The organism is Microbulbifer mixtoriginis (SeqCode) (genome assembly GCF_052466695.1).
In genome coordinates, this window is record NZ_CP174285.1 from 2,615,308 (window position 1) to 2,629,971 (window position 14,664).

At 40.8% G+C, this 14,664-nt stretch carries 11 protein-coding genes; all 11 read left to right on the forward strand.

What is annotated here, in order from left to right; genetic code table 11:
- The first annotated feature begins 28 nt into the window (after positions 1–28).
- The 11 genes from ACJJI0_RS11525 to ACJJI0_RS11575 all read left to right on the forward strand — a co-directional run bounded on the left by ACJJI0_RS11525 (position 29) and on the right by ACJJI0_RS11575 (position 14,567).
- Positions 29–901, forward strand: a complete 873-nt coding sequence (locus tag ACJJI0_RS11525) for a CsgG/HfaB family protein (protein ID WP_444882677.1) — start codon at positions 29–31, stop codon at positions 899–901.
- Positions 902–943: 42 nt separating this feature from the next.
- A complete protein-coding gene (locus ACJJI0_RS11530; protein ID WP_444882678.1) occupies positions 944–1,495 on the forward strand; it encodes a hypothetical protein in 552 nt (183 codons plus the stop codon).
- 686 nt (positions 1,496–2,181) lie between these two features.
- The gene (locus ACJJI0_RS11535; RefSeq protein ID WP_444882679.1) at positions 2,182–3,132 is read left to right on the forward strand and encodes a hypothetical protein; all 951 of its coding nucleotides are present in this window, start codon (positions 2,182–2,184) and stop codon (positions 3,130–3,132) included.
- A gap of 484 nt (positions 3,133–3,616) precedes the next feature.
- Positions 3,617–4,645, forward strand: coding sequence for a hypothetical protein (locus ACJJI0_RS11540; protein WP_444882680.1), 1,029 nt, complete (start codon positions 3,617–3,619; stop codon positions 4,643–4,645).
- 370 nt (positions 4,646–5,015) lie between these two features.
- Positions 5,016–6,050: a hypothetical protein gene (locus ACJJI0_RS11545; protein WP_444882681.1), complete on the forward strand. Its 1,035-nt coding sequence runs from the start codon at positions 5,016–5,018 to the stop codon at positions 6,048–6,050.
- Positions 6,051–6,300: 250 nt separating this feature from the next.
- Positions 6,301–7,332, forward strand: coding sequence for a hypothetical protein (locus ACJJI0_RS11550; RefSeq protein WP_444882682.1), 1,032 nt, complete (start codon positions 6,301–6,303; stop codon positions 7,330–7,332).
- Positions 7,333–7,582: 250 nt separating this feature from the next.
- Positions 7,583–8,614, forward strand: a complete 1,032-nt coding sequence (locus ACJJI0_RS11555) for a hypothetical protein (RefSeq protein ID WP_444882683.1) — start codon at positions 7,583–7,585, stop codon at positions 8,612–8,614.
- 679 nt (positions 8,615–9,293) lie between these two features.
- A complete protein-coding gene (locus ACJJI0_RS11560) occupies positions 9,294–10,319 on the forward strand; it encodes a hypothetical protein (RefSeq protein ID WP_444882684.1) in 1,026 nt (341 codons plus the stop codon).
- A 447-nt stretch (positions 10,320–10,766) separates the two neighbouring features.
- Positions 10,767–11,789, forward strand: a complete 1,023-nt coding sequence (locus ACJJI0_RS11565) for a hypothetical protein (RefSeq protein ID WP_444882685.1) — start codon at positions 10,767–10,769, stop codon at positions 11,787–11,789.
- A gap of 583 nt (positions 11,790–12,372) precedes the next feature.
- Positions 12,373–13,401, forward strand: a complete 1,029-nt coding sequence (locus tag ACJJI0_RS11570) for a hypothetical protein (protein WP_444882686.1) — start codon at positions 12,373–12,375, stop codon at positions 13,399–13,401.
- A gap of 275 nt (positions 13,402–13,676) precedes the next feature.
- Positions 13,677–14,567 (forward strand): hypothetical protein, encoded by an 891-nt coding sequence (locus ACJJI0_RS11575; protein WP_444882687.1) that lies wholly within the window; start codon positions 13,677–13,679, stop codon positions 14,565–14,567.
- Positions 14,568–14,664 lie beyond the last annotated feature (97 nt).

A 14,664-nucleotide genomic window follows, 5' to 3' on the forward strand; every position in this document is an offset into this window, starting at 1 on the left:
AAGAATCAACACGGAAGGAAAACTGGCAATGCGCAATGCAATAAAAAAAGCCCTAGCCTTGCCCGCACTGGCGTTTACTCTCACACTAGGTGGATGCTCAGCATTTAAAAGCCTCGGTGATGCCCTATTTGGACCAGGGCGAACTGATGCCATGCTGACTCCACGAATGAACACCTATCGGGACTTGGTGAATCTTCCTGAACCTAAGGGGAAGATATTGGCTGCGGTATACAGTTTCCGCGACCAAACCGGACAATACAAACCAGCACCAAATAGCAGCTTCTCCACTGCGGTCACTCAGGGTGGAGCCGCTATGTTGACCGATGTACTCAATGAATCTGGATGGTTTATTGCATTGGAGCGGGAAGGTTTACAAAACCTCTTGACCGAGCGAAAAATCATACGCGCCGGGCTTACTAAACCCGATGCCCCGGTCAACAACAATATTCCTCTGCCAACTCTAATTGCCGCCAATGTGCTTTTAGAGGGAGGGATTGTCGCCTACGATCAAAATATTCAAACCGGTGGTGCCGGAGCAAGATACTTTGGTATCGGTGCCAATGAGCAATATCGTGTCGACCAGGTGACAGTCAATCTAAGAGCAATTGATATACGCTCAGGCAGAATATTACATTCTGTATTGACATCAAAAACTGTTTACTCCAAAGCAATCAGTGCCGATGTATTTCGTTATGTTAAATTCCGGCGCTTACTGGAAATGGAAGCCGGGGTAACATATAACGAGCCAGCACAACTTGCTATGCTTTCAGCCATGGAATCTGCAGTAATTCACTTGATCAGTGAAGGGATTGTGCACAATTCCTGGGCCTTGGCGAATCCCGATGAAATTAACAATCCCATACTGCAATACTATTTAAACGACAGCACCGTTATTATGTGACAGTGTAATGGGATCAGGCAGCACAACGAGGTAGAGTAAGTTATGCTTGGCAGTCAGAAAAATCACCTCTTATCCCTTCCAATACTCATCGGGTTGTGTACCGGGGGATATACAAAAAGTTGTACCGCTTCTGATTTGGATGCCAGCAGTGAACTCGCCTTAAGCAGCGAATTGAGCGCAGCTAATCTTCTATCAGTCTCCAATCTCACAGTAATCAACCAAGAAGGTGGCGTGAACAATGTTAACGTGCGGCAATCGGGTCGAACTAATTATACTTCTGCTCATCAAGATGGTAATAGAAACAGTCTTTCTGTAACACAGGCAGGTGAAAATAACATTGTACTTTCACGTCAAATAGGGGAACAAAACCTGAGCGGATTGATCCAGGTTGGCTATGAAAATCTAATTAATATTGAGCAATATGGTGCAGGTAACTCTGCAGGTATCTCCCAATTTGGCACACAAAACAGTGCACATGTGGAAGAGATTGGTATGCTACACAAAGTTAATATCTATCAAAGTGGTCATGGATTACACACCTCTGTAACGGTAATAGGCACTGCGACCACTACTTCTATCCGCCAATTTGACTGAAATTACGCACTTCTGCCCCCCTTAAATCTAACACTTCAAATAAATATCAGAGTTACCAGCCTGACCGACCCCTATTAAAACATCTTAACGACAAAAATAAATCTGAAGAAAAAAGCCTTTTTTTGCCATATTCTTCAACCCTGTGATCCAGAACCATCTATCTGCGTAAAAACTAAAGTAGTAACCATTTGAGCAGATCATCCCCCTATGAAACCTGATTTTTTTGAAGGCTAAATCACACATTAAAAATCAAGCCATAACAAAAGAACTATATTCCTATCTATTAGTGACTTATGTCCTATAGCGTATCTTCGCTTTACAGACAAAACTCATTACATATCTGATCAAATGTTGTTTTACACCTCTTGGACATTTTGTCATGCAGACATTAGGTTGTTTAGAGATCAATTTCTCAAAGCCAAGCTGGCCCTCTCTCAAGAGTGGTCCCCAATGTAGTATCTGGGAGACACCTTACCTCCCCATAGGCACAAGAGTAGTTAAGCCAATCAAGTAATTTAGCAATTTGAAGTATTAATCGCTGATTATTTTATTCAGCCAGAATTCAACGATGTAGCTATTCCAGGAATTAAGGAATCCTGCATTGTGAATCCATGACATCTGGATGATGTCAGTAATTTCAGCACAGTGCGTGCTGGATCAAAACGTCAAGAGTAAAGGAGTATCGCATGAAGGCGTTAACACCAATCGCAGCTGCAATTCTTATCGCTACAAGTGGCAGTGTTTTTGCGGCCGGTAACACCACCTTACAAAACCAAGCTGGTATTGGTAACGTGGCTACATCTACCCAGGTAGGTCCAGGTAACGATAATAATCTGGTCATTCAAACTCAAGTTGGCAACTTCAATGACTCTAACGCACTGCAAACTCTCGGCAGTGACACCAATGTTATCAACCACTTTCAAACCGGCAACCTGAACAGTGCCGATTCCATACAAAGTGGTGGATCTTTGAATGCCGCTTCTATTACCCAAGTAGGTGACGGAAATGTCGGCATTACAGATCAGTCCGCACCTGCCTTTGCATCAGCGGCACTAATTAATCAAGCTGGAGATGTTAACTTTGGCTTGGTAACTCAAGCTGCATCAACCCTGGATCTTGCAGCCATTAACCAATTAGGCACTGCAAACTTTGCAACAGTAACTCAAATTCTTAGCGCTGGAAATACCGCGGTTGCCAATCAGGCTGGCACTCTTAACATTGCTAATATTGCCCAGGTTTTTGCTGCTGGAAATACCGCGGTTGCTAATCAACTTGGCACTCTTAACATTGCTACCCATGCGCAAACAGGTTTACTGAATAGTTCAAACTCTTCACAAGCCGGGATCCTAAATAATGCTCTCGTTCTTCAAGCAGGCTTAGGTAACGACTCACTGATGCTTCAGGCTGGTTTTGGTAACTTCTCTGCACATGCTCAAGTTGGTGCCTTCAACGATGCATTCTCCGCTCAAGCTGGGATTCTTAACGTATCTACCATCACGCAAACAGGTATAGGTCATGATGCCGCGACCTCGCAGCTTGGGCTCGCGAACGTTCATACCACAATCCAGTTTGGGTTAAATGAAACAGCCGTAGCAAATCAAGCTGGAGCCTTTAACGTCGGCTTCATTCTACAGTAGCTCTTACTGTAGTTCCTTAGAGAGAGAATATCCTTTGGCGGCCGCTATTTGGCCGCCTTTTTTCTATCTAATTGAAAAAACTTCCAGAACCTACAAAGCAACAATTTAATTAAGTTAAATCGACGTCAGACTAAATCAATTTTAGCACCATACAAATTCCCCTCGGTTAAGTTGTCACTCAATTAGCCGCCCCCAAAAAGAGCACACTTTTTTCCTAGTTTATTAAAACTAATCTCCCATGGCTGCATCATTTTTTTCCTACAACACTCTAATCAGCATCAAGTTGATATTCACGAGGGTGCCATGTCTATTAAACAATTTCATAGTGGGAAACTCTTCCCCAATTGATTACTTCGATTAAACACTCTTGGATTTTTCCTCTACCCAGGAAGAGTTAACTCAAAAATATTTTTGATGCTGTATTGATATTTTCTCTGGCAAACAAAGCTTTTTAGCTAAACCTGATTTCTCTAAGGAGTAACTGATGAACAGGTATACCCCAATTGCCGCTGGCGTAATTATGGCTATCGCAACCAGTGGAGCCATGGCCAACACCTACATTCTTTTCCAGAACGGTGCTGGAAACATGGCCACAGGTGACCAAAGTGATCCAACTGTAACAGACAGCCTTATTAGCCAAGTTCAAATAGGTGACAACAACTACGTAAATGCCGAACAAGAAAATAATACAAATGACAGTTCGATCGAACAAGCACAACTCGGCAACAACAATACAGCTGAATCATATCAAAACAATGCTTCTTTTACTGATGCCGTTATTACTCAGGCCGATGATAACCATCATGCCTACACACACCAACAAAATGCTATCAGTTCATCTGCCGAAATTACCCAAAGTGGTTTTGGGGCTCAACATGCGCAGGTTTATCAACACGCTGTTTCAGGAAGTACTGTAGTTGTTACCCAGGAAGGTGGACCTAACCACGCTACAGTCAACCAGCTGAGCAGCAACGCAAACTCTGTTACCGCCACTCAGGTAGGGGGTACCTTTGGAAACAACGTATTCTCTGCTCTACAGGAAAATGGTGATTTTAATTCTATAGAAGCTGAGCAAAGGGGTGGCTTTAATGAAGCTATTGTCTCACAAAAATCTGGTTTTGGTAATATTTCGCTCTCCTATCAGGATGGTAGAAGTAACCAAGTCTACGTCACACAGCCAGGTGACGGTAACTTAAGTGATATTACGCAACTTTGGGAGGGCAATGTAGCTGTACACTATCAATCAGGTAATGGAAATGTGGCTACCACTGAACAGTTAACTATTGAGAACTATGCTGAAGTATATCAACCTGGCAACGAAAATATATCAACTATTTCACAGTCAGGCGGAAACTTTAACCAAACATATATAAGCCAGATCGGAAACTCTAATATGTTTGATGCAACACAGATAGGAAATTCTAATTACATTTCTGTAACTCAATTGTCCGATGGCAACGTGCTTTCACCAACACAAATTGGAGATAACAACGTATTTATGCTTGTTCAATAATACAAGCATAATTACTTGTAGCAATGCTGACCCAAATCGGGTCAGCATTGCTCACTCACAATTAGCCAGACAAAGATAACGCCACAATATGTGAAGTTGAAATACTATCCAAAACAGCAGAGAAGATATCAACTTAATGACAACTAGGTTTTATTTTCTCAACGTTCTAACCGGTATTCGATATTCACAAAGCGACATGCTGACCAAAGAAATTCATAAATTGGAGCACTTCCTGTATTAATTATTTTCAATTAAACACCATCAACTTTTTTTTGTAAGAAAAATCTCGCCCGCAAGAGTATTTTATACTGTAGTATTTTTAGCTGGAAAAATATCTTCAACTAAACCTGATTTATCTAAGGAGTAACTGATGAACAGGTATACACCCATTGCCACTGGCGTAATTATGGCTATCGCGACCAGTGGAGTCATAGCCGCGAACAACACCTACATCCTCATACAAAATGGCGCTGGGAATATGGCTACCGGTGACCAAAGTGACCCTAGCGTAACCGACAGTGTTATTTTTCAGGCTCAAATAGGTAACCACAACTACGCAACTGCGGAACAAGAGAACAATACTCAAGATAGTAGGATCGAGCAAGGGCAACTAGGCAACAATAACACTGTAGAATCAATCCAAAACAATGCTTCCTCCACAAATGTTAGAGTTACTCAGGGTGATGACAACCATTATGCCCATACCAAGCAATTAAATACCGACTTTTCAGGAATAGGAATTACCCAAAGTGGTTTTGGGCCTCAACATGCTCAGGTTTATCAAAATTCGGTTTCAGGAAGCACTGTAATTATCACCCAGGAAGGTGGTCCCAACCAAGCTACAGTCAACCAGTTGAGCAGTAACGAAAACTCTGTCACCACCACTCAGGAAGGGGGTTTCTTTGGAAATAACGTAATATCTGCGCTACAGGAAAATGGTGATTTTAACTCTATAGATGCTTCGCAAAGGGGTGGCTTTAATGAAGCCATCGTTTCACAGGCATTTGGTTTTGGCAATATTTCGCTCTCTTATCAGGAAGGTAGAAGCAACGAAGTTTATGTCACTCAGCCAGGAGACAACAACTTAAGTGATATCACACAACTCTGGGAGGGTAATTTAGCCATTCACTATCAGTCAGGCAATGGAAACGTGGCTATGACTGAACAGCTAACTATTGAGAATTTGGCTGAAGTATATCAACCTGGCAACGATAACATATCATATATATCTCAATCTGGCGGAAACTTTAATCAAACATATATAAGCCAGATCGGAAACTCAAATATGTTTGATGCGACACAGATAGGAAATTCTAACTATATATCTGTAACACAATTATCAAATGGCAACATGATTTCGCCAACACAAATTGGTGATAACAACGTATTTATGCTTGTTCAATAATACAAGCCTAATTACTTGCAGCAATGCTGACCCAAATCGGGTCAGCTTTGTTCACTCACATCTATTTGGGCAAGGACAATATCCTAATAGATTAAACTGGAATACTATCCTAAACGACTGAAAAACCATCAACTTAATGACAACTAAGTTTTGTTTCCTGCAAAGCACTAGCCGGTATTCGACATTTATGAAGCGACATATTTATTGGAAAATATTTCTGGCCCAACCTAACGCCCCCAAGGAGTAACTGATGAACAGGTATATCCCCATTGCTGCTGGCGTAATTGTGGCAATCGGTGCTAGTGAAGCCATAGCCGACACCTACATAATTTTCCAGAATGGCACTGGAAATATGTCCACGGCTCTCAATAGAAATACTCCAGAAGCAGACGGCTATCTTAGACAAGCTCAAATTGGAGATAATAATTCCGCATTTACCGCACAAGATAGAAGCATGAACAACTTATCGATTAAACAGACACAACTTGGCAACCACAATTCTGCAAGATCAGTTCAACTCATAATCTCCTTTGTTGATTCTGTTATTACCCAGATAGGTGATAATCATTTCGCTGAAAGCGTACAACGACAAGTCGTTAGCTCATCCACTGAAATTACTCAAAGCGGTTTTGGAAATCAAGATACATTTATTTTTCAATTTGGAGCCTCGAGAAGTACTTCAGTAGTAACCCAAAAAGGAGGCTCTAACCAAGCCACGGTTAATCAATTAGGTTTTAACGCAAACTCTATCACCATCAGCCAAGAAGGATGGGGTTCTGGGAATAATACTTTAGCCGCGTTTCAATCAGCAGTTAACTTCAACTCTATAGAAGCAACTCAAAGAGGTAGCTCTAATCTGACTGCCGTTTCACAGATATTTTCATCCGGTGATAAATCTATTTCCCACCAAGAAGGCAGAAATAATGATGCTGAGGTTTCGCATGTTGGCGGTGAAAACAATTTAAGCGAAATAACACAGCTGTCGGATGGCAATAAAGTTAAACATATCCAAACAGGAAACGGAAATATAGCTACAACTATACAATTAACCATGAATAACCATACCTCACTCAACCAGAGTGGCAACAACAATATATCAAACATTTCTCAATCAGGCGGAAACTTAAATGAAACTTATATAGGCCAGATGGGGAACTCTAATATATTCAATGCTACACAAACAGGAAACTATAACTATATTTCTGTAACACAACTTACAGATGGCAACATGATTTCGCCAACACAAATTGGAGATAACAACGTATTTATGCTTGTTCAATAATACAAGCCTAATTACTTGCAGCAATGCTGACCCAAATCGGGTCAGCTTTGTTCACTCACATCTATTTGGGCAAGGACAATATTCTATATAGATTAAACTGGAATACTATCCTAAACGACCGAGAAACCATCAACTTAATGACAACTAAGTTTTGTTTCCTGCAAAGCACTAGCCGTATTCGACATTTATGAAGCGACATATTTATTGGAAAATATTTCTGGTTCAACCTAACGTCCCTAAGGAGTAATTGATGAACAGGTATATCTCCATTGCTGCTGGCGTAATTGTGGCAATCGTTGCCAGTGAAGCCATAGCTAACACCTACGTCCTTTTCCAGAATGGTATTGGAAATATGTCCATGGGCATCCTAGAAAATCCAGAAGATTCAAATAGTCATGTCAAACAAATTCAAATTGGTGACAATAACTACGTAGACATCATACAAGCAAGAAATATGGGCGATATCTCGATCAAACAGACACAGCGCGGCAACAACAATACTGCGATATCACTTCAAGGCACAAATCTCTTTAATGATTCTATTATTACCCAGTCAGGGGACAATCATTATGCCGAAAGCTTTCAACAACTAAACATCAGTTCATCTACCGAAATTACTCAAAGTGGTTTCGGGGCTCAATATGCACTAATTTTTCAAATGGGAGCTTCAAGAAGTACTGCAGTAGTTGCCCAAAAAGGAGGCTCTAACCAAGCTACGGTTAACCAATTAGGTTTTAACGCAAACTCTATCACCATCAGCCAAGAAGGATGGGGTTCTGGGAATAATACTTTAGCCGCGTTTCAGTCAGCAGTTAACTTTAACTCTATAGAGGCAACTCAAAGAGGCAGCTCTAATCTGACTGCCGTTTCGCAGATATTTTCATCCGGTGATAAATCTATTTCTCACCAGGAAGGCAGAAATAACGATGCTGAGGTTACGCATAATGGCGGCGAAAACAACTTAAGCGAAATAACACAGCTGTCGGATGGCAATAAAGCAAAACATATCCAAATAGGAAACGGAAATATAGCTACAACTGTACAGTTAACCATGAATAACCATACTTCACTCAACCAGAGTGGCAACAACAATATATCAAACATTTCTCAATCAGGCGGAAACTTAAATGAAACTTATATAGCCCAGATGGGAAACTCTAATATATTAAATGCTACACAAACAGGAAACTATAACTATATTTCTGTAACACAACTTACAGATGGCAATATGCTTTCGCCAACGCAAACTGGAGATAACAACGTATTTATACTTACTCAATAATACAAGCCGATTTACTTACAGCAAAGCCGACCCAAGCCGGGGCGGCTTTACCCACAACAATTAAAAAGAAAAATACAACCTCCAAAAACAATAAATTCACCCAATACACAGACATCAACCCTAACCAACATACCCAAAAATAGAAAACGCAACAGGGGGGGAAGCAATTAATCACAAGCTCAATTACCTGCGGATATAATTTTAGCACCTCATAAAATAGACACACATAAAAATTGATAATTTAACTGACTTTTTAACAGGTATCGCTGGCACCTACTGAGAAAAACCTCCTATAGCTAATGCGCGCAAATCAAGAAGTAACCATCCAACCATTTTTAGTAACCAAATAACCTCTAATCTAAAACCCTCTCTGCATCGGCATTTAAGCCATCACCTCAACATAAAACACACTTTCTTCCTAAACTATCGAAACTTAAATCCTATAGCTGTTTTACTTTTTCAATACAAGACTCTACTCAGCATCAAGCTGATATACATGAGTGTGACATGAATTTTTCCAGACTCAAAAAAGGAAAGGATTACCCACCGACCAACCAGGTAAGCCCCTCAGAGGCTTTTCCTTTGTCAGGAAAAATTTCCACACCTATTTTTGATGCTGTTTTGATATTTTCTCCAGCATAAGTTTGAATTTAAATCCAATTTCTCTAAGGAGCATCCAATGAAAAAATATTCCCCAATTGCAGCAGGCGTATTAATGGCTCTTGTCACCAGTGGCGCCATGGCCAACACTGTGATTTTAAATCAGAATGGTGTAGGCAATATTGCCATGCCAGTTCAAGAAGCGACTGTCACCAATGGCACTATTATCATTGATCAAACTGGAGATTTTAACGAATCTTATCCTGAGCAAACAAATAATACTAGTAACAGTCTTATTAGCCACACCCAAGTCGGCAATATGAATAAGGCATGGTCGCAACAGGATAACACCTCTGGTTCATTTGCACTTATTAACCAAGTGGACAACAATCACGAAGCCACCACCACCCAACTCTCCTCTAGTCTTTCTGGTGCATCAATCTTTCAAAGTGGCTTTGCACCGCAACAAGCATTTGTTAACCAGACCCTCGTGGTTGGAAACTTTGCAACGGTCAATCAGGAAAAAGGCCCTAACTTTGCATCCGTGAACCAATTTGGTGGTGTTGCTAATAGCACTACTGTCACTCAAACCGGTGGCAATGTTGGCGGTAACGGTGTAACTGCGATACAGAGTCTCGGTAGCTTCAATACCATAAATGCCACTCAATATGGCGGTTTAAATGGTGCATTAGTTTCACAGGTAGGTGGCTCCGGCAATACTTCCCTGTCAGATCAAATGGGAAGAGGAAACCAGATTAACGCTGCACAGTCAGGCAATGGCAACACGAGTGTAATCTGGCAGGATTGGGAGTACAATATAGCTATTGTAAATCAGTCAGGAAATAATAACTTCTCTTTCACTGAACAGCTGACTATAGATAACTTTGCTGCAACCGTTCAGTCCGGTGATAATAACATATCCGCCATTTCTCAATTTGGTGGCAACATGAATACAACCTTCATTACTCAAAGCGGAAGCAATAACTTCTTTGATGCAACTCAAATCGGTAACTCAAACCTAATTTCAGTAGTACAGCTAACCGATGGCAATGTGCTTGCACCCACCCAGATTGGTGATGGCAATGTCTTTATGCTGGTCCAGTAATATCATCTTCTAATATCCAATAGAGCTGGCCTTAATGGGCCAGCTTTTTCATCACTAGCCCACTCAAATGATAAAGACGCATATTAGATTATCGCTTTGCTATTCGTAGACCGGCCCGATAATTCTCTGCTTGTAAGTTATAAAGTACTTAAATACCAACGGTAGTAGAATATAAACTTTCTTCTTAGATGAATGAGATTAATCTCTCATTGTGAATAAGCACTACTCTTCCAAAATTAGACTAATGGAATACGGATATTCATAAGGTATATGTAACTATTAATGATTTAAAGAGGATTACCTTCTTCTTTATATCCATAGAAAACCTTGAGTAATCTCTCCTACGCTAAGGACAGCAACTTTTACGAAAGTTTTCGATGCTGTTTAGATATCATCCCTAAGGCAAATATTTTTCAAGCTAGGGACGATATCATAAAGGAGTGACTAATGAATATTTACAACCCCATTTTTGCAGGAATAACCATAGCTCTTGCTGCGAGTAACAGCATAGCCAATACCGTCATTCTAAATCAGAATGGTGTTGGAAACCTGGCGGCACCAGTTCAAGATGCCTCTGTAATCGACGGCACTATCATTATCAATCAGGTTGGAGACTTTAATGAGTCCTATCCTGAGCAAATTAACAACACCAACTCTAGCGCGATTAGCCACACTCAATCTGGTGATATGAATAAAGCTGAATCACAACAAAAAAATACATCGAACTCATTTTCCCTTATTGATCAAGTGGGCAACAATCACGAAGCCACTTCTGTTCAAATTTCAACACTTGATTCAGGTTCCACCATCCATCAAAGCGGCCCCGTGGCACAAATTGCAGTTATACACCAGAGTAACGTCACCTCAAGTTCTGCTACGGTAAATCAAGATAGCGGTCACAATTTTGCCTTAGTAAATCAGTTTAATGGCACTTCTAACACTGCTTTTTTCAACCAGGTAGGAGGAGATATTGGCGAGAATACTCTTACGACCTTGCAAGTAAATGGTGATTTCAACACTATCGTTGCCGATCAAGATGGTAGCTTGCATAGCTTATCCATCTCGCAAGTAGGCGGATCAAATAATATGTCTCTCTCACAACAGAGAGGGCGGGGAAACCAATTTAGCGTCGCACAGTCAGGTGATAACAACACTAGTGAAATTTTACAGACGTGGGAGAATAATATAGCTTTTGTCAATCAGTCGGGAAATAGCAACTTCCTGATTGTTGAACAACTATCGATCGATAATTTTTCTGTAACTGTCCAATCAGGTGATATGAATATTTCTACTATTACCCAGTCAGGCGGCAACATGAATACTTATCTTATAACCCAGAGCGGCGATTCCAACGCATTTAGAGCAACACAGACTGGAAATTTCAACTTAATATCTGTGGTACAGGCAAATAATGGCAGCGTAATGGAAGTTCACCAGATCGGCAACGGTAATATTTTTACCTTCCCGTAAACATTTTACTTAAAGAAGTTAAAGCTGGCCCCAGGTCAGTTTTATCAAAATTCAGTAAAAATTATCTGTAAACCAACTCAACAAATCAAAAGCTCTTTATTTACCATCACCAATTAACTTCGTTTCGGATAAATAGTGTAATTAGTTAGAGGAGGCTCATCTGTTAGAGCTTACATCTCACCCGATCAAGCGAAGGACACTGATGAGTTACTACCAACTGATCAAGAAGGAACAATATCAAATTTACAGCCTGAGAAAGCCGGACGCTCTCGAAAAGCATTTGCATAATTCTTGGAGAAGCATCCCTAATTGATCAGTCGAAAGATGTATGTAATACAGGCTTGTAAAGGTACGCCGAGCGATACGGGATAGAATGTTACGAATGAGCTTTTATAGGCTGCAGATGATCTTCCTACAGCATAAGAAAATTACAGTTATTACTTGAAGCCGAGAGATGTATCTTATGCTAAAAATAATACGACTTGTTTTTCATTATAAAGATAACAATTTCGTTGTATTTCTATGGCCATATTGTAAGTCACCCTTCCCACAACTTGGATTTGATGTCTCTAAGGAGTAATCCATGAAGAAATATACCTCGATTACAGCTGGAATATTAATAGCCTATGCCTCAAGTGGTGCACTGGCATCTAATAATATATTCCTCAATCAGAATGGTAACGGGAACCTAGCCTTTCCATTTCAAGACCCAACAGTAAACTTCAATACCATTATCATCGATCAGAATGGTGATTTTAATGAATCCTCTTCCCAACAAACAAATCATAGCAACAATAGCGTTATTAGCCATAGACAGACAGGCAATATGAATAAGGCAGAGTCCTCACAGGATAATGCCCTTAATTCATTTGGCGTGATCCGACAAATTGACAACAAGCACGAAGCCGTCACAAGCCAAGCATCTGTCAATAATTCAGCCGCTGAAATTTTTCAAAGTGGCTTTGCACCGCAGTTAGCAACGATAAATCAAACGAACACCAACTCAAGTTTTGCAACCATAACTCAAAGTAAAGGTTCCAATATTGCTCACATAAATCAGACTGACGGAATCACAAACTTTGCCACTATTACTCAAACAGGAGGTACTCTTGGCGGAAATACCTTAACCGCTGTACAGGTACTCAGTAATTTAAATACTATCAATGCTACCCAATACGGCGGCATGAACAGCGCATTAATCTCTCAAGTTGGAGGCTCAAATAATACTTCTCACTCCAATCAACAAGGCAGGAGTAACCAGATTCACGTTGTTCAACCTGGAAGTAACAATGTGAGCGATATTATACAGGAATGGGAAAACAATATAGCTATTGTCGACCAAACAGGAAATAACAATCACTCTGTTACCAAGCAGTTAACCATAGATAATTACGCGGCAACCGACCAATCCGGTAATATGAATATGTCAAGCATATCTCAGTCCGGTGGCAACATGAATACAACGCTTATTACTCAAAGTGGTAGCAGTAATATATTTGAGGCGACACAGATTGGCAATTCCAACCTTATTTCTGTAGTACAGCAAACTAACGGTAATAATATTACGCCCACTCAAATTGGTGACGGCAATGTCTTTATGCTTGTTCAATAAAACAAGCGAAACAACTAAAAGCTGGCCTAGAACGGGCCAGCTTTTAAGCAGACACCAAACTCATTCCACTCTATTTTTTTGAAGATCCTAAATCCCTCAATCTCCTCTATTAAAGTAAAATTCACAAATCAAAGTACCCAACGCCAATAGCCTTTTTTCGCAACCAGCTAGGCTAAAGTTAAATCAGCAAGCTACTACCTTCTAAATGGTGAACGTGTAGCTAGTCCAGAAACACACTGAACCAAAATGGGTACAGCAGTAAACAGGAGTTGAAAGTGAGGAAGTTTCCAGTTCTGTCGCTAGCATTAATGATATCTTATGGCGGACTTACACATGCAGCGGGGAATTCAACGTCATTAGAACAAAGTGGCAATAACAATCAGGTGTTGATTGATCAATCTGATAATAGTGCTATCGACAACAGCATAGAAATTGCTCAGAACGGCAACCTCAATACTGTAGAGTCTGTCCAGACCAATGTAACAGACAGCCTGATACACCAAGTTCAAGAGGGAAAACTCAATGACGTTTACAGCTTGCAAATGGGGGGCTTCGGTAATAATGCTCTGATTTACCAAGTTGGCATGGATAACCGTGCCAATACCTATCAAATTGCCACTCAAAATAGCCAGGCAACCATTCGCCAAAATGGCGCTGGGAATGAAGCAGAGATTCATCAACACTTGGGAAGTGATAACATTTCTGTTATTGAGCAAATTGGTAATGTCCATGGCGCTTTAGTTGGACAGTATGCCAGCTTCAATGCTGAAGCTTATATATTCCAAGATGGTTCTTATCACGAGGCCATAATTAGACAAGAGGGCACCGGACACTATGCCAGCATCTCTCAATCTGGTATTTCTCACACCGCAGAAATAACCCAGGCCGATATGCACAATGAGGCTGATATTGTCCAAAGGGGAGAAAGCAACTACAGCACGATTGTTCAAGTCTCTTGGTATAACAGCGCGTTTGTGACTCAAGATGGCTACATGAACCGGGCAACGATTATGCAGTCAGGGGGTGGTGCCATGGGAGGAGGCCATTTGGTTGTGGTCAATCAATCTGGTGGTATGAATACGGCTACAGTTATTCAGAGCGGATTCTCTGAATCTGCAAATATTACCCAAACCGGCTACGGCAACACAGCTATAGTACATCAGTAAACATTGCTCCCCCTACAAATGCCAAAGATCAGGAACGATCTTTGGCATTTGTAATTATTTATTTACCCCTAATAAACCCCTCCCCTCTTAACACTTG